Here is a 17,399-nt window from a genome sequence, read left to right on the forward strand (position 1 = left end):
TCTTTCTTGTTAACAAGCCAGCAGACAACATGACAAAGGTCCGGTTGCATACTGGGAAAATGACCAGGCCTGTTCAAGGATAACGTGTAGATTACGCTTGCGTGATACTTTGCAGATCCCTCAGCATCCTTCTGAGGCACTTAAGTTTGTTTTTATCCCGTATAACGCTCCAGAACTTGCTCAGTTGAAAGAGCGTCTTATCCCCAAAGCCGTCAATAACTTTGAAGCGGTACTCCTGACGAGCATCATCCCAGGCATAAACAATATTTTTGCAATGCAGCGAGTTGATAATGACGTCTGTATGAATAAACCACGCTAAAAAAGCGTTGAGTTTACTGAATTTCTCCGCGTCCAGTTCGTTGTGCTTTGCAAGGTCATACAATGTTCTGGCAATGTTGCCCTGTTCGTCATGCTCTTTGACGATAACCTGCCCAATCCCTTTATCTGTCTCCACTAGCCCTTCAATTTTCTGGATGAAGAGCGAGTCGGTTTCGTCGCGCGGCTTGCACTCTTTGACGTCCCGATAGACTTCACGAAGCTTACTTTTATATTTGGGAATGGTCGGGATGACGACTTTGATCAGTAGTTGATGATTGTGCGGATGCTGAAAGACGTAACGATCGTTCCCTCTGGCCAGTAAATCATTTTCGGTCAAGGTAAGCTTTTTCATACAGTGTTGACTCATAAAAGAAAAAAACAGACTGACCCATGCAAACGAAGAGATGGCGTTACGTCATGTCCTGGTTACAGCCGAGACAGTTTAATGTTAATAACCTAAACGGCAGGTCAATGAGTCATAAAGTCGGCGGACGGTTCACGTCCGCCGGAAGGCTATCAAAACGTCACGTTCACTTTTCCCCAGAATGTTCTTCCCGGTTCATTCACTGACGTATTCGCGGAGTAACCAAAGCTGCTGTTACCGGCAAGGTTCAGATGTTCGCTGTAGGCTTTATCAAACAGGTTATCAACGCCCGCGCTGAGTTTCACAGACTTGTTCAGCCGGTAGGCCGCATTCGCGGAGAAGATGGCGAACCCCGCGCTGCTATCAAAATCTTTACCCACGACGTTCCCTTCGTTAATCGCGACGCGATGCTGGCTGCTGACCAGACGCAGCAGACCGGTACTGCTCCAGTCGCCGCGTTCCCATGTCAGACCCAGGCGCGCTTCAAGCGGCGGTATCTGCGGCAATGGCTGATGGTCATCGGTATTTCGCCCCCAGGAATAAGCAAGGCTGGCATCGGTTTTCCATGTTTCGGTCAATTGATAGCCGATGCCCGCTTCTCCCCCCATGATGGTCGCATTGACGTTATCAACCTGACTTATACGGGGATGATGAGGGTCGTAACGGAACAGAATAAAATCATTAACCCGGCCAATATAGGCAGAAACCCAGCCGTTAAGACGCTTACCGGTATACTGCGCGCCAATATCAAGCTGAGTCGTCTTTTCCGTTTTGACGTTATCGAAAACATCTGCCGACCCGCCAGGGCCATAAGTGGGAGAAAAAAGCTCCCAGTAGTCGGGGAAACGCTCGGTATAGCCGATCCCCGCGTAAAACATCACGGGCATCTCCGTCAGGTTATGCTCAACGCGCACAAACCCGGCCGGTAGTAGATCCGTGCGCTGCGAGGAGCCGGTGTCAGTGAAATTGTCCACCAGCACGCGATCAAGACGCGCGCCGCCTGTCACTTTGCTTTGCTCCGTCGCAAGCCAAGTCAATTCACTGAATAAACCATAGTCGTGAAAACGGGCATCTTTGTCCCAGCGGTCATCGTCTTTACTGCGATGCGTGCTCAGTTGCGTATCAACGCCGCTGCGTAACTCATAGTCTGACCACAACCACGTTCCCATCATCCGTCCGCCAACGGTACGGCGATCCAGCTGCATTGCCATTGGCATACTCATCGAATGCATGGCAGAACCGTGTTCCATTGCCGAACCCATGCTTCCTGACATATTCATGCCGGGAGCGCGCAGCGAGTAGTTATCCATAACGTGATTCGCATAGTTGTAGTAGATATTCGCTTCTAACTTATCAAATACCTCGCCGATGCCGGATTTCTCAAACCGCATCCCCAGGCTTTCACGCCTGAAGCGGGAGCCGTCCATACTGCGCCCGGCATAGCGGGCTTCACCGTCGCCTTTACCCGCCGTCATTTCCAGCAGCGTGTCTTTGTCTGGCGTCCAGCCCAGCGCCATATCGCCGTTCCATTTATCCCATTTCGACGGCACGCGGTCGCCATTGCCATCTTTGTAGTCACCCGCCCGGGATTTGTTGCCGATAAGCCGCAAATAGCCGTCCTCACTTCCCAGGCTGATGTCCGCATTTTCATCCCAGCGGTTATTCGAGGCGGCAAGGACGCTGGCCGTCCCCTGAATACCGGGTTTATCAAAACGCGGCTGTTCCCGGTCAAAGCGGAGGGTTCCCGCAGAGTTGCCCGGCCCCCAGAGCACGGTTTCCGGCCCCTTTATCAGGGTTAGCACATCAAAACTTTCCGGGGAGATATAAGAACTCGGCGCATCCATACGTGCCGGGCAGGCTCCCGGCATTTCGCCGTTATCGGTCAAAATTCGCAGACGAGAGCCGAACATCCCGCGAAAGACCGGATCGCCGTTTGTCCCGCCATTGCGAATTTGCGAGAACCCAGGGATCGTTTTCAGATAATCAGAGCCATCGCTGGCGGGAACGGGCTGACGAGGCGTTTTTGGCGACGTGACTATTTCCAGCGGAGAAGCGACCGGCGCGGTCACAATCATTACCGAATCATCCGCCATTTTTGCATGATCGTGCTGTTCGCTTGCCCACGCCGCCTTTGCGGTCAGCGCGATCAGGACCAGAGAAGCCAGAGGAGTAAGCCCGAAGTATTGCCGTTTCATAACATTCCTTACTGTTTTTCAGGCGCAACGACGCATTGCCCGTCAAAAGGGCAAAACGCTACGCAATGTCTGTTTTTTTATTGTTTAAAACGAAAACGGAAATACAGCAGGCGGCGCGCGAGCGCGCTGAGGCGCCCACGGGCGGAAGATAACGGAAAGGTGTAATGGCCGTACCGAACAACAGATAACAAACAGCAGCAACAGCCAGAGCAAGAACACCAGCGCAAACTGGACAAACGGCAGATGTACCAGCAACTGGCAGTACCCGCAGACGATCTCTTCCACGGGCGACATCGCTTTGCCGGACATCATCTGGTGAGCGACCAAAAGAGAAGTCTCACACGGCGTAGAAGCCGCCATGTCATGGTGCGAGTCTGACGACATCATCACCATTGAGTGCGACGAGTGCTCACAGTCGGCCTGGCGGGCAATTGATTTTGAAATAACGGGCGCAATAAACAACATGGCGACGGCAAATAATGCCAGCCATGCTGTTATTCGGTTGATTCGCGTTCGCCCGTGCAAAACGTTACCCGGAGTTGAGGTGTTTGTCAGATTGTAACTGATTTACATTCGCAATATCACAACTAATTACAGGGGAACAGGTGATTCATAGCCCCACACATCACATCTCGCTCCCCTGACCTCGCTAAAACTTATAGTGTTCTTTACTCAGGCCATATTTCTTCATTCTGAGATAGAGCTTTTTACGGGGAATTTGCAGGTACTCTGCCACTTCGTTAATGCGCCCCTGATGGATATTCAGCGCTTCGGTGATGATCTGCCGTTCAACGTCTTCAACCCGCTGGTCAAGCGGCGTCGGCTCACCGACGTGCATCTGTGGATTCGCCGTTTCCGCGAGCGGCAATACCCCCACGGCAAACAGTTCGGCGGCGTTCGCCAGTTCACGGACGTTGTTCGGCCACACCCGGCGCATCATTCCCTTCAGCAGGTCGTTATCCACCTCCGGCACCGGATGATTCAGCCGCTGACAGGCTTTCTGCAAATAGTGATGGAACAACGGCCCGATATCATCAGGTCGCTGTGACAGGGGCTGACAGGCGATTTGCGTCATGGCGAAACAGTAATAAAGCTCCGCCACAATCTGGTTGCTGGCCGCCAGCTCCACCAGCGAAGCGTTGCCGATACCGATCAGGCGAAAAGGCCGCCGCTCCAGACTCTGCAACTGCACCAGTTGATGCTGCTGTTCACGGGTCAGATTCTCAGGGTGACTTAATACCAGCGTCCCGCCCTGAACCTGCGCGATAAGCTCATTAAGTTTTTGGGCACTGGCAGGGGTCAGTTCGCAGTAAATAAAAGGGCCCCCGGCGTTACGCCCCAGCTGATGCAAATAGCGCGCGCCGGTCATGCGGCCGGTTCCCGGTTCGCCGTAAAGCCAGACCGCAATATCCGTTTCTGCCAGTTGCTGTAAGCGCTGACGATACTGATGCGTCCATTGGCTGCGCCCAATTAGCTCAACCTGCAACTTCTGCTGGCAGTACTGGCGACGCGCTATCACCGATTGCCTATGGCGTAACGCCGCCTCAACCAGCGAGAGTAACTTGCCCGGGTCTACCGGCTTTTGCAGGAAATCCCAGGCCCCTTTTTTCACCGCATCCACCGCCATAGGCACGTCGCCATGTCCGGTGATAAGCAGAATCGGCAGCTGCTCGTCATCCTGATGAAACAACGTCATCAAATCGATGCCGGAGCAGCCAGGCATGCAGACATCGCTCAACACGATACCGGGCCAGTCCTTCTGCACCCACTCCCGCGCATCAAAGGGATTATTGCAGACACAGACGTGATAACCCGCCTGCTCAAGCAGCTGTGTATAGGCATCAAGCACATCGGCGTCATCATCAATCAGCAGAATCGAACATTCATTACTCAACATCTTTTACATCCGTCACATTGAATTGCAGCACCACGCAGGCATTTCGCGTCAACGTGGACGCCAGGCGCAACGCGCCTTCCATTTGCGTCATCAGCGAAACACAAATCGAAAGCCCAATGCCCAGCCCCACATCTTTACTGGTCGTAAACGGCTTCAGTAATGAGGGTAGCAAGGCCGCAGGCCAGCCGGGGCCATTGTCGGCAATCAACACGCACAGCGTATCGCCCTGAATTTGCCAGCTCACCGTAATTGCCGCCGCGTTCGGGCAGGCGTCGAGCGCATTCGCCAGCACGTTCACCAGCACCTGCTGGATGCGTACTTCATCACCGCTGACCCAAACGGTTTCATCCGGTATCGCGAGCGCCCCCTGCTGAGGCTTATGGCGCATCGCCAGCAGTTCCCACGCCGCCGTAAACGTCTGGCGCAAATCAACCGGATGCAGCGGCGTTTCCAGTTCAGCACGACGGGTAAACTGGCGCAGCGAGCGGATAATCGCGTCAATGCGGTTAATCAGCCCTTCCGCTTTGCTTAACGTCGTTCGCGCCTGCTCCGTCTGCCCCTGTTCAATTGCCCGCCCCGCCGTAAACAGATACATCGACAGCGCATTCAGCGGCTGGTTGATCTCATGCGCCAGCGTGGTCATCGTCTGCCCGACCACCGCCAGTTTTGCCGTCTGGATCAGCTCGTCCTGGGTGGCGCGCAGATCGGCCTCAATCGCTTTTCGCTCGGCGATCTCCTGCTCAAGTTGCTGTTTTTGCGCGTTAAGCTGCCCCAGCGTGTGGCGAAGCAAACCCGCAATACGCCCCAGCTCATCCCGCCCATACACCGGAATCGTGGCATCCGTCCGCCCTAAACCAATCTGAACCACCGCCTGATTCAGCGCGGTAAAGCGTTTCACCAGCCGCGAACGGATAAAATAATGGTTCAACACCCACGCCAGCAGCAGCGCCAGCAGCGTCGCCACCAGAATCAACCCGCCGCTAACGCGGACAATCTGCTCCATACGCTGATTAAACATCTGCATTTGCTGGTGACTGCTGCCAAGCTGGGCCTCAAGCAGCGTCCTGAAGCGCCCCAGCGTCGCTTCTCTGGCGCGACTGGCATCCACTAACGCTTTTTGCGCGGCGACATAGTCGCGCATGGTGTCCGGCATTTTATTTTTCACCATGCCAATTTCCAGCAGTTCATCAATGGTTTGTCGCAGGGTGATCGTGCTCGGCCAGTCATTCAGCGCACGAATATTTTCATCCGCCGTTTTTTTCAGGTTTTCGAGATAGCGGATATGCGTCTCAACCAGCATTCCATCATCATTTCCAGACTTCAGTTCATTGAGCCTGTCGCGCAGGTCGTCAACAATTTGATTCTCGATGCGCGCCAGCGTATAGACCTGCTGCTGCTCGTTCTGTACTTCACGGGAGCGTTTCAGATACTGCGCCGCATCGCCTTGCCGGGCTTCAATCTGATCCAGCAGCGTTCCCTGTTGCCAGGTGAAATCCTGCACCAGAGAATTCAGTTCGGTGGTGAAATCATCGTGCAGCCAGTCAATACGCGCAGACAGCTCACCCACCTTTTCACGTACCAGAAACATGTTGTAGAGCACGCGATCCAGTTCCGACAGCAGCGCGCGGCTGTCCTGCAAAATCACCGCCAGCTGCTGGCGTTCTGCGGGTGACAGCCCCTGGCTCAGCCGCTCGATTTTATCCAGATGCTGAATAATCTGGTTGCGCAGTTGCAGGCGCACCGTAGTGTTCGGCGCCAGCAAAAACTCATTCAACTGATCCACCACCAGATTGAGATTCCCTTCAATCAGAAAAGCAGAATGGATGCGGGGAAAATACTCATCCAGCGAATAGCGTATTTGCGAGCTTTGCTCATGCCATGAATAGAGGCTGACGCTGCTGACTATCAGCGTCAGCAGCGCCCCCATCAGGAAAGCGCCCCGTAAACTGCTGCTGATGCTGATTTGCCGCAGACGTTGCAGCATTGACCCGCCCTTCATTTCAGTTCTTCCAGTTTATTGATCGCCTGACGCTGGTTGTTGAGAAACCAGATCTGCCACTCCATCATTTGCTGCTCCGCAAAGCTCTTATTGTCAAACTGCGCCAGCCAGGCTTCATCTTCGCTGCTTGCCGGATCGACCGGCACACGGGTTAACAGCGCGCGTATTTCAGGCAACGGACGCTTAAGACGGGCTTCCGCGCTGTGCAGCGCTCGCCAGGCATCTTTCAACTGGGCGAGACGAAAGCTGATTGCCGTATCAAACATACGCTGAACCAGACGCTGACGTTTCAGGATCAGCCGATAATTTAACGGCGGTTGATTCATCAGCACCGCCTGTTGCGCTGCCCGTGGGTTTCCTGCCGCCAGCGGCGTAACCGGATATTTCCCCGTATTGGCGTCAGCGAGGATCCGCTGCCCTTCCGGGCTTAGCAGATAGCGAATAAAACGCCGCGCTTCGCTGGCATGCTGGCTGTTTTTGAGTACCGCAACATAGGTAGGCGAAACGGCCGACTGCGGAAAGTAGGTAAAGGCCAGATGAGGATCGTTCAGCAACAGATTGGCATAGTTATCAATCACCGGGCCGGCCACGCCCAGCCCGCTTTTTATTTTATCCGCCACGCCAAAGCTGCGTGATGAAATCGTCACGAGGTTTCCCGCACTCGCCAACAACGTTTCCCATCCCTGCGACCAGCCTTTTTGTTGCAACAGCGCCTCCACCATCAGGTGGTTGGTATCCGAGCGCGATGGGCTGCTCATCAGCAGCGCCCCCTGATATCTGGGATCGGTCAGGTCGTCCCAGTCCGTTGGCGAAGGCAGATGCCGTGCAGTCAGCGTCGAGCGATTAATCAGCAAACCGAATCCCGATATAGCCACGGCAACGGAGGTTGAACGGATCGATTCCGGCACCAGATGTTGACTGACTGACGGCGCACCGTTGAACGGTGCCAGTTTTTGATGTTCCTGAAGATGCTGAAGCAACATCGGCGACGAGGTCAGAATCAGATCAACGTTTTCCGCATTTGCCGTATCAAGCAACTGTTCCAGCGAGGCGCTGGTGCGATTGAGCGTGCGGATCATCACCGACCCCGGCTCCGTCTGCCAGCGCTGGATAATCCACGCGGTGGCGCTGGGGGAAAATGTTGTCGCCATCACCAGTTCATTGCTTTGCGCCGCACAGAGTCTGAACAACGCGGTCAGCAGCAGCAACGCGAACGTTTTGCGAACCATCCCGCCCCGACGAAGAAACATGTTTGTGATCCCGTTCATAAATATTGAGATATCGAAAAAATAGCGTTGAGACAAAACTTACCCGTTTGTGACGATTAGCGGATGAATAACCACTATCGTAAAAATATTCGTGCTGGCATCCGAAAATACCAGTAAAGATTACCAGATAATGAATGTGGAATTTGTTAATATCCGCACAAGCCAGACATAAATTCAGCGTCTGATTAATTACGCCGTATTTCAATCATTCAAAACGTGTCAAAAATAACCTTTCAATTCATAATTTTGAGTCAATTTTGACACATTTCATCCACTTGAGTTTCATCGCCGCTTATTTCACTCTTCATGCCGAATACTCCTGATGTTCATACCAATATAAAATACAGGTGACGACATGTTATCAATATTTAAAACAGGGCCATCGGCAAATAAAGTTCCTGCTGAGAAAATTCAGGCAACTTATGGTCGATACCGTATGCAGGCGCTGCTTAGCGTATTTCTGGGCTATCTGGCGTACTATATTGTGCGCAATAACTTCACATTATCCACGCCTTACCTGAAAGAACAGTTAGACCTGAGCGCCACGCAGATCGGTTTGCTCAGCAGCTGTATGCTCATTGCGTACGGAATCAGCAAAGGCGTCATGAGCAGCCTCGCAGATAAAGCCAGCCCGAAAGTCTTTATGGCCTGCGGCCTGGTGCTGTGCGCTATCGTAAACGTCGGATTGGGTTTCAGTACCGCATTCTGGATCTTCGCTGCGCTGGTTGTCCTGAACGGCCTGTTTCAGGGGATGGGCGTCGGCCCCTCTTTTATCACTATCGCTAACTGGTTCCCGCGTCGGGAGCGTGGACGTGTGGGGGCGTTCTGGAATATTTCGCATAACGTTGGCGGCGGGATTGTCGCCCCGATCGTAGGTGCCGCGTTTGCAATCCTCGGCAGTGAACACTGGCAGAGCGCCAGCTACATTGTTCCGGCCTGCGTGGCGGTGGTTTTCGCCCTGATTGTACTGCTGCTTGGTAAAGGCTCGCCGCGTGAGGAGGGCCTGCCTGCGCTGGAAGAGATGATGCCGGAAGAGAAAGTGGTGCTGAAGACCAGACACGCCGTAAAAGCGCCGGAGAACATGAGCGCATTCCAGATCTTCTGCACGTACGTGCTGCGTAACAAAAACGCCTGGTATGTCTCCCTTGTGGACGTGTTCGTCTATATGGTGCGCTTCGGCATGATCAGCTGGTTGCCTATCTACCTGCTGACGGTGAAACATTTTTCCAAGGAACAGATGAGCGTCGCCTTCCTGTTTTTTGAATGGGCGGCCATTCCTTCTACCCTGCTGGCCGGCTGGCTCTCCGACAAACTGTTCAAAGGGCGTCGGATGCCGTTAGCCATGATCTGTATGGCGCTGATCTTCGTCTGCCTGATCGGTTACTGGAAAAGTGAATCTCTGCTGATGGTGACGGTTTTCGCGGCGATTGTTGGCTGCCTGATTTATGTCCCGCAGTTTCTGGCCTCCGTCCAGACGATGGAAATTGTTCCCAGCTTTGCCGTAGGTTCAGCCGTTGGCTTACGCGGATTTATGAGCTACATCTTTGGCGCCTCGTTAGGCACCAGTCTGTTTGGCGTGATGGTGGATAAAATGGGCTGGCACGGCGGTTTCTATCTGCTGATGGGCGGGATCGTCTGCTGCATTCTGTTCTGCTATCTCTCTCATCGCGGTGCGCTGGAACTTGAGCAACAGCGTAAGAACACTCAGCAGGAAGACGCCCCTTTAACACTGGCCGACGCACAATAATCACCCACACCAGGGAAAAGAAAACCCCGGATAGCTTTTGTTATCCGGGGTTCGGCATGATCTGAAAGAAGCGGGATACGATATTTTTTGACACAAAAACAAAGGGGCTACCTTTCGGTAACCCCTTGTTTAATCTGGCGGAAGCGCAGAGATTCGAACTCTGGAACCCTTTCGGGTCGCCGGTTTTCAAGACCGGTGCCTTCAACCGCTCGGCCACACTTCCTGAATGAGGCGCACTATAAACATCCCGATGCGCCGTGTAAAGCCCGAATGTGTTCGTTTGCCTGAAAAACAGTCAAAAAGCTGTTAATAGACTGAAATAACAACAAATTGACCATTTATTCAGCATAAAAAGAGGCCCGGCGGCAAATGTTCCGTTGCGCCTCTTTTATTATGCGCTCATCATCAACCTTTACTGCCGCCTCTTCTCCCCCGTCACGTTTTATGTCGGGTGAGTTTCGCGACAACGCCTGAAATAACATGCTTAACCTGTTAGAGATCAAATGCGTAAAGATGGGTAAAACCGCTGTGTGATTATCAGCGGTTTTATTATCCTCTTTCGCTAACTACATCTGTCATAAGAGAGTGACTCATGGATCGTATTATTACTTCTTCACGCGACCGCACATCGCTACTCAGCACCCATAAAGTGCTGCGCAATACCTATTTCCTGCTGAGCCTGACGCTGGCGTTCTCTGCGATCACCGCCACCGCCAGTACGGTACTGATGCTGCCGTCTCCGGGTCTCATTCTGACGCTGGTAGGCATGTACGGTCTGATGTTCCTGACCTATAAAACGGCGAATAAACCCACCGGTATCCTGTCGGCGTTCGCCTTTACCGGCTTCCTGGGCTACATTCTTGGCCCGATTCTCAACGCCTACCTCTCAGCGGGTATGGGCGATGTTATCGGCATGGCGCTGGGCGGTACGGCACTGGTCTTCTTCTGCTGCTCCGCTTATGTCCTGACAACGCGTAAAGACATGTCCTTCCTGGGCGGTATGCTGATGGCGGGTATCGTTGTGGTGCTGATTGGCATGGTTGCGAATATCTTCCTGCAACTGCCTGCGCTGCATCTGGCCATCAGTGCGGTGTTTATCCTGATCTCTTCCGGGGCAATCCTGTTCGAGACCAGCAACATCATCCGTGGCGGTGAGACGAACTACATTCGCGCAACGGTCAGCCTGTACGTCTCGCTGTACAATATCTTCGTCAGCCTGCTGAGCATTCTGGGCTTCGCCAGCCGCGATTAAGATATAAGAACGCATTAACCAGGCCCCGCTTATGCGGGGCTTTGTTTTTTGGTAAACTGGCGCCAGTTTGACTAACGCTGTGAAGAATTTATGTTGATCTTTGAAGGCAAAGAAATCAGTACGGATAGCGAAGGCTATTTAAAAGAGACGGCGGAATGGAGCGAGCCTCTGGCAGTCGCGATTGCTGAAAAGGAAGGTATTACCCTCTCTCCTGAACACTGGGAAGTGGTGCGTTTTGTGCGTGATTTCTACCTGGAGTTTAATACGTCTCCGGCCATCCGTATGCTGGTGAAAGCAATGGCGAATAAGTTTGGCGAAGAAAAAGGCAACAGCCGCTACCTGTATCGCCTGTTTCCGAAAGGCCCGGCAAAGCAGGCAACGAAGATTGCTGGCCTGCCTAAACCGGTGAAATGTATTTAATAGCGGATACGGAAACCTGTTAACTCCTCGCCAGGGCGATGTGGCTCACTCAGAACCCTGTCTACCCTGGCGCTACGCGGCCCGCCATCCTTCAGCCACTTCATCAGTTTGTCCACCTGTTCACTTTCGCCACAGGCCACCACCTCCACGCTTCCATCATCCAGATTGCGCGCATAGCCCGTCAGCCCCAGACGCTGCGCTTCATGCTGCGTGGTATAGCGAAAACCAACGCCCTGAACCCGACCGTGTACCCAGGCGATTATGCAAACTTTCGACATTGTTGTGCTCCTTATCATCGCGGGGCGCGTTGCAAATCCTCGCAAAACTCAGGACAATGGCGCCCATTTCTTTGATTCGACAGAATAGCAAATTATGAGTGTACGTTTAGTGTTAGCCAAAGGGCGCGAAAAATCTTTACTTCGTCGCCATCCGTGGGTCTTTTCCGGTGCCGTAGCCCGAATGGAAGGTAAAGCCAGCCTCGGTGAAACCATCGATATTGTTGACCATCAGGGTAAATGGTTAGCGCGCGGCGCCTATTCTCCCGCCTCGCAAATTCGTGCACGCGTCTGGACATTCGATCAGGCGGAATCCATCGACATTGCGTTCTTCACTCGTCGTCTGCACCAGGCGCAACAGTGGCGCGACTGGCTGGCGAAAAAAGACGGGCTGGACAGCTACCGTCTGATCGCCGGTGAATCCGATGGTTTGCCGGGCATCACTATCGACCGCTTCGGTAACTTCCTGGTTCTGCAACTATTGAGCGCAGGTGCGGAATATCAACGCGCCGCGCTGATCAGCGCATTGCAAACGCAGTATCCCGAATGTGCGATCTACGACCGCAGCGACGTCGCCGTGCGTAAAAAAGAGGGAATGGAACTCACCCAGGGGTCCGTCACCGGCGAACTGCCGCCGGCCCTGCTGCCCATTGAAGAGCATGGCATGAAGCTGCTGGTGGATATTCAGGGGGGTCATAAGACAGGCTATTACCTCGATCAGCGTGACAGCCGCCTGGCGACGCGTCGCTATGTGGAAAACCAGCGCGTGCTGAACTGCTTCTCCTATACCGGCGGTTTTGCCGTGTCGGCACTGATGGGCGGTTGCCGTCAGGTGGTGAGCGTTGATACATCGCAGGAAGCGCTGGATATCGCGAAGCAAAACGTTGAGCTGAACAAACTGGAGCTGAGCAAAGCCGAGTTTGTGCGTGACGATGTGTTCAAACTGCTGCGCACCTATCGCGATCGTGGAGAGAAATTCGACGTCATCGTGATGGACCCACCGAAGTTCGTCGAAAATAAAAGCCAGCTGATGGGGGCCTGTCGCGGCTATAAAGATATCAACATGCTGGCTATCCAGTTGTTGAATCCGGGCGGCGTGCTGTTGACGTTCTCCTGTTCCGGCCTGATGACCACAGATTTATTTCAGAAAATCATTGCAGATGCCGCAATAGATGCCGGTCGTGATGTACAATTTATAGAGCAGTTCCGTCAGGCTGCCGATCATCCGGTGATCGCTACCTACCCGGAAGGGCTGTATCTGAAAGGGTTTGCCTGTCGCGTCATGTAACTTGAAAAGTGGAATGTTACCCTCATATTGAGAGTATCTATTTCCCGGGAGGTGACTATGATTGCCAGCAAATTCGGTATCGGCCAGCAGGTCCGCCATTCCCTGTTAGGTTACCTCGGAGTGGTCGTGGATATCGACCCGGAATATTCGCTTGATGAACCGTCACCTGATGAGCTGGCGGTTAACGACGAACTTCGCGCCGCTCCCTGGTATCACGTGGTGATGGAAGATGATGAAGGCCAGCCTGTACATACCTATCTGGCTGAAGCCCAGTTAAGCAGTGAAACGCAAGATGAGCATCCCGAGCAACCCTCGATGGATGAACTGGCGCGCACTATTCGCAAACAGCTGCAAGCGCCGCGTCTGCGCAACTGATTCAACGTAAAATGCCCGATAGCGCGACGCTTATCGGGCTTACACGCTATGTCTGAGCCCTTATTTCGCCAGCCCTAAACGCGGAATCTCTATTGCCGGACAGCGATCCATCACGACTTTCAATCCCGCATTTCGCGCCAGCACGGCGGCCTGCTCATTAATTACGCCCAGTTGCATCCATAAGGTCCTCGCGCCAATGGCGATAGCTTCCTGCGCGACGCCCCATGCGGCTTCTGAATTACGGAAGACATCAACCATATCGACCCTTTCCGGTATGTCCGTCAGCTTCGCATAGCCTTTCTGCCCCAACAACGTGGTTCCGGCCACCTTCGGCGAGACAGGAATAACGTGGTAGCCCTGGTCGAGTAAATATTTCATCACACGGTAACTTGGGCGCTCGGGCTTATCACTTGCCCCCACCAGCGCGATGGTACGCGTGGACGTCAAAATGCCAGCGATATCGGTCTCTTTCATCATCTTTCTCCAGGCTGTTTTGCAAAGTGTACGACAAACCTGACATTGCAACCATTCATCCCATACGGACGTATGAGAGCAAAAGCTAAAAATATGTCTATATGTTAGTAAACATGATTAGCGAAAAATTTTGATACATTATTAACCGGGCGGTTTTTGGACAGGAGAACCCTATGAAAACCGGCATTATCACCATGTTATTCGTTCTGTATTTGCCGGTAACCGCCTTTGCCACGACCCTTCGTCTTTCAAATGACATTGACCTTTTAGTGTTAGACGGCAAAAAAGTCTCCAGTTCATTGCTGCGCGGCGCGGACAGCATCGAACTGGACAATGGCCCGCATCAGCTTGTGTTTCGCGTTGAGAAAACCATTCGCCTGTCCAGCCACGAGGAACGACTCTACATTTCTCCCCCGCTGGTGATCAGCTTTAACACGCAACTCATCAGCCAGGTCAATTTTCATCTTCCGCATCTGGAAACCGAACGAGAAGCCGCGCATTTTTCCACCACGCCGCGTCTGGAACTGCTGGACGGCGACGCAATGCCGATTCCGGTCAAACTGGATATTCTGGCAATCACCTCGACCGCCAAAATCATTGATTACGAAACCGAAACCGAGCGCTACAACAAAGCCGATAAACGCGCCTCCTTGCCGCAGTTCGCCACGATGATGGCCGATGACAGCACGCTGCTTTCCGGGATCTCTGAGCTGGACGCCGTTCCGCCGCAGTCTCAGGCACTCACGGAGCAGCGACTCAAATACTGGTTCAAACAAGCCGATCCGCAAACGCGTAATAACTTCCTGCAATGGGCGGAAAAACAACCGCCCTCCTGACATTTTATGTCGACGCTGGCGAGTATGACGAGTCGGCGCGCATTTTTTTCGTCTTTCTCTTGCAGCGTCAAGCGCTTCCAGTACTCTGTAGCAAGGTTAACTACGGAATTGAACTATGGAACTGACGACTCGCACCTTGCCTGCGCGCAAACACATTGCTCTGGTGGCGCACGACCACTGCAAACAGATGTTAATGAGCTGGGTGGAACGCCACCAGCCGCTGCTGGAAAAGCACGAGCTTTATGCCACAGGCACAACCGGAAACTTAATTCAACGCGCCACGGGTATGAACGTTAACGCAATGCTGAGCGGCCCGATGGGCGGCGATCAGCAGGTCGGCGCCCTGATCTCTGAAGGGAAGATTGATGTGCTGATTTTCTTCTGGGACCCGCTCAATGCCGTTCCGCACGATCCAGATGTGAAGGCGCTCCTGCGTCTGGCTACGGTGTGGAACATTCCGGTCGCCACCAACGCGTCTACGGCTGACTTTATTGTCCAGTCTCCCCATTTTAACGATGCCGTGGATATCCTGATCCCGGATTATCAACGTTACCTGGCTGAACGCCTGAAATAACGCTCCCACAGGCGGCACAAGCCGCCTGCTCTTAAGGCTTCCTCGCCACCGGCACGTCCAGATGCTTAAGATCGTCCACAAAGCGCGACGGATTCTCTTTGTTAAATAACAACCAGACCCGATGCCGGGCGCGCGTCAGCGCCACATACAGCAGTCGCCGCTCTTCCGCATCCGGGAAATCCTCCACCTGCGGCAGTAATGCTTCTTCCATAATCGACTCGCGCGCAGGCGCCGGGAAACCATCACTGCCTTCCTGTAGCCCGACAATAATCACATAGTCAGCCTGCTGGCCCTTACTGGCATGGATGGTCATAAAATCCAGTTGCAGCTTAGGCCAGCGGGTCGCCGCTTTTTCAAGACTGGCTGGCTTCAGATGGTGGTAGCGCGCCAGCACCAGAATGCGCTCATCCTCTTTCGCATATCCTGAAAGCTTATCCAGCAAGGCATCCAGCTGGTTTTCATCCAGTAACGTTACCGCTTTCTTATCGCCCGCCGTCAGACTGTTAAGCGGCTTTTTGAGCTGATGCGGATTCTGCTGGATAAAACGATTGGCGATTTCGCCAATGCGCCCGTTAAAACGGTAGGTTGTGTCGAGGTCACAGCGATCGCCTTCGCCAAAAGAGTGATGAAACGCGGTCGTTAAAGAGAGCTGCGCCCCGCTGAAACGGTAAATCGCCTGCCAGTCATCGCCAACGGCAAACAGCGTGGTATGCGAATTTTGTTTGCGCAGCGCCGCCAGCAATGCCGCACGCTGCGGGGAGATATCCTGAAATTCGTCCACCAGAATATGTTTCCAGGGACTGATAAAACGCCCCTTTTCCAGGATAACGATCGCCTGGTGGATAAGCCCGGAGAAATCGACGGCGTTCTCCTCTTTCAGCGCGCCTTTCCACGCTTTCAGCAACGGCGCCATCAATTTGATGCGCTTACTGAACAGATCGCGAATCTCTTCAGGCGCGCTGGCGATCATCTCAGCCTGAGCGCCGCCATGCATTCGCATCAGGCTCACCCAACGGTCCAGCCGGGAGGCCAGACGGCGCTGTAGCTTTTCATCATCCCAGAAATTGCCCTCAGGCAGCGGCCATTGCATTTCCTCTTCCAGCCACTGCCGCCACCCTTTCGCCTGCGCTTTTTTCTCGCTGCACTGCTGACGCCAGGTCTTGATGAACAGTTTATGTCGCGCGGCAGCGTCGTTTTCCAGTTTGCTGATGGTCGGGACTTTCTTACTCCCCTGCTGAATGATATGCAGCGCCAGGGCGTGGAACGTACGGGCGGCGATCGCGTCCGTATGCAATCTTTCACGAATGCGTTCGTCCATCTCTTCTGCGGCCTTGCGGCCAAAGGCCAGCAGCAGAATTTGCTCAGCCGCCGCTTCCCCCCTGGCTAACAGCCAGCCTGCGCGCGCGACCAGCACAGACGTCTTACCGCTCCCGGCTCCCGCAAGCACCAGCAAAGAATGTTCACCATTGACCACGGCTCTGGCCTGCGCCAGATTCAGCGGCGAGGACTCAATGTTCTGGAAGAAGTCAGCATATTCCGTCAGCATCACCTCGGTATAGGCCTGGTTATGCTGCTGGCGGCATCCCTCGATATCGTTCAACCATGCCAGACAGCTACGCCAGGCATCGCGGCAGTTCTCGAACTCCTCCAGGCGATTAACCGGCAGCGGTAACGCAGCAAAAGCGCGGCGAATGTGTTGCTGTAATCCTGACGTTTGCTCGCGCGTTAACCACCGTTTTTCTCCGGTTCGCTCGGCAATAAGATCCCGTTGTTCCTGTAAAACCCGGGCCGCCACCTCGCTCATCTCCTGGCTCCAGCGCTGCCAGTGCGCATCCAGGTAGTGATGAAAACGCTGCGTCTCTGCCCATTCAGTACCGTGCAGACGCACCACTTTGTCATCCGGGAGGACAAACTCAAGCTCCCCCCACACCAGTCCCCGTTTACAATGAATAGCCAGTAACTGATTGAATGGAATAAGATACTCATGGCGATCGCCCGAGACTTTAATACCGGCATTGAGAATAACGGCCCGATCGTACGGGTGTTGCGCCAGACGTTTTCCAAGAGAAGTTGCTTTCAGTTCCATGACTCAGCGAATCCAGACGAAGAGTATTTCT

At 53.6% G+C, this 17,399-nt stretch carries 16 protein-coding genes and 1 tRNA gene; 7 read left to right on the plus strand and 10 right to left on the minus strand.

All coding sequences use genetic code 11. The features are described from left to right. Positions 1-91 precede the first annotated feature (91 nt). From FD428_RS13155 to pgtC, 6 genes are all read right to left on the minus strand, one after another. Positions 92-670: a PhoP regulatory network YrbL family protein gene (locus FD428_RS13155; protein WP_047457696.1), complete on the minus strand. Its 579-nt coding sequence runs from the start codon at positions 668-670 to the stop codon at positions 92-94. A 164-nt stretch (positions 671-834) separates the two neighbouring features. Beyond that, a complete protein-coding gene (locus FD428_RS13160) occupies positions 835-2,877 on the minus strand; it encodes a TonB-dependent copper receptor (protein ID WP_114848406.1) in 2,043 nt (680 codons plus the stop codon). Positions 2,878-2,961: 84 nt separating this feature from the next. Next, positions 2,962-3,402, minus strand: coding sequence for a DUF2946 domain-containing protein (locus FD428_RS13165; protein ID WP_114848407.1), 441 nt, complete (start codon positions 3,400-3,402; stop codon positions 2,962-2,964). 124 nt (positions 3,403-3,526) lie between these two features. Next, positions 3,527-4,774, minus strand: a complete 1,248-nt coding sequence (gene pgtA, locus FD428_RS13170; RefSeq protein WP_047457699.1) for a two-component system response regulator PgtA — start codon at positions 4,772-4,774, stop codon at positions 3,527-3,529. Next, complete coding sequence (pgtB, locus tag FD428_RS13175; RefSeq protein ID WP_371320446.1) at positions 4,764-6,758, minus strand: two-component system sensor histidine kinase PgtB; 1,995 nt, start codon at positions 6,756-6,758, stop codon at positions 4,764-4,766. The genes pgtA and pgtB overlap by 11 nt, the downstream gene beginning before the upstream one ends. Positions 6,759-6,769: 11 nt before the next feature. After that, positions 6,770-8,002, minus strand: a complete 1,233-nt coding sequence (gene pgtC / locus FD428_RS13180) for a phosphoglycerate transport regulator PgtC (protein WP_162790486.1) — start codon at positions 8,000-8,002, stop codon at positions 6,770-6,772. Between the two features lie 394 nt (positions 8,003-8,396). Between pgtC and pgtP the strand changes: the two genes are divergently transcribed. Beyond that, on the plus strand, positions 8,397-9,788 hold the full coding sequence (gene pgtP / locus FD428_RS13185) for a phosphoglycerate transporter PgtP (protein ID WP_104868823.1): 1,392 nt from the start codon (positions 8,397-8,399) through the stop codon (positions 9,786-9,788). A gap of 135 nt (positions 9,789-9,923) precedes the next feature. On the opposite strand, the gene FD428_RS13190 is transcribed toward pgtP, so the two are convergent. Beyond that, a tRNA-Ser gene (locus tag FD428_RS13190) sits at positions 9,924-10,011 on the minus strand. A gap of 369 nt (positions 10,012-10,380) precedes the next feature. Between FD428_RS13190 and yccA the strand changes: the two genes are divergently transcribed. Both yccA and tusE read left to right on the plus strand, forming a co-directional pair. Further along, complete coding sequence (yccA, locus tag FD428_RS13195; RefSeq protein WP_012132952.1) at positions 10,381-11,040, plus strand: FtsH protease modulator YccA; 660 nt, start codon at positions 10,381-10,383, stop codon at positions 11,038-11,040. Between the two features lie 90 nt (positions 11,041-11,130). After that, positions 11,131-11,460, plus strand: coding sequence for a sulfurtransferase TusE (tusE, locus tag FD428_RS13200; RefSeq protein ID WP_012132953.1), 330 nt, complete (start codon positions 11,131-11,133; stop codon positions 11,458-11,460). Here tusE and yccX read toward each other — a convergent pair. Then, positions 11,457-11,738, minus strand: coding sequence for an acylphosphatase (gene yccX, locus FD428_RS13205; RefSeq protein WP_012132954.1), 282 nt, complete (start codon positions 11,736-11,738; stop codon positions 11,457-11,459). The genes tusE and yccX overlap by 4 nt on opposite strands. Before the next feature lie 94 nt (positions 11,739-11,832). On the opposite strand from yccX, the gene rlmI reads away from it, so the two are divergent. Then, the gene (gene rlmI / locus FD428_RS13210; RefSeq protein ID WP_114848409.1) at positions 11,833-13,023 is read left to right on the plus strand and encodes a 23S rRNA (cytosine(1962)-C(5))-methyltransferase RlmI; all 1,191 of its coding nucleotides are present in this window, start codon (positions 11,833-11,835) and stop codon (positions 13,021-13,023) included. Between the two features lie 57 nt (positions 13,024-13,080). Beyond that, positions 13,081-13,398 (plus strand): heat shock protein HspQ, encoded by a 318-nt coding sequence (hspQ, locus tag FD428_RS13215; RefSeq protein ID WP_012132956.1) that lies wholly within the window; start codon positions 13,081-13,083, stop codon positions 13,396-13,398. 60 nt (positions 13,399-13,458) lie between these two features. Here the strand turns inward: hspQ and FD428_RS13220 are convergent, their stop codons facing one another. Further along, the gene (locus tag FD428_RS13220; protein ID WP_049008447.1) at positions 13,459-13,872 is read right to left on the minus strand and encodes a CoA-binding protein; all 414 of its coding nucleotides are present in this window, start codon (positions 13,870-13,872) and stop codon (positions 13,459-13,461) included. Positions 13,873-14,045: 173 nt separating this feature from the next. On the opposite strand from FD428_RS13220, the gene FD428_RS13225 reads away from it, so the two are divergent. Together FD428_RS13225 and mgsA are read left to right on the plus strand one after the other, a co-directional pair. Continuing rightward, the gene (locus tag FD428_RS13225; RefSeq protein ID WP_012132958.1) at positions 14,046-14,708 is read left to right on the plus strand and encodes a DUF2057 family protein; all 663 of its coding nucleotides are present in this window, start codon (positions 14,046-14,048) and stop codon (positions 14,706-14,708) included. A 115-nt stretch (positions 14,709-14,823) separates the two neighbouring features. After that, positions 14,824-15,282 carry a methylglyoxal synthase gene (gene mgsA / locus FD428_RS13230; protein WP_012132960.1) on the plus strand — a complete coding sequence of 153 codons (459 nt, stop codon included), beginning with the start codon at positions 14,824-14,826 and terminating at the stop codon, positions 15,280-15,282. Between the two features lie 31 nt (positions 15,283-15,313). Here mgsA and helD read toward each other — a convergent pair whose 3' ends face one another. Then, the gene (gene helD, locus FD428_RS13235) at positions 15,314-17,368 is read right to left on the minus strand and encodes a DNA helicase IV (protein WP_114848410.1); all 2,055 of its coding nucleotides are present in this window, start codon (positions 17,366-17,368) and stop codon (positions 15,314-15,316) included. Between the last annotated feature and the right edge of the window lie 31 nt (positions 17,369-17,399).

Source organism: Citrobacter sp. TBCP-5362 (assembly GCF_005406305.1).
Classification (GTDB): Bacteria; Pseudomonadota; Gammaproteobacteria; order Enterobacterales; family Enterobacteriaceae; genus Citrobacter_B; species Citrobacter_B koseri.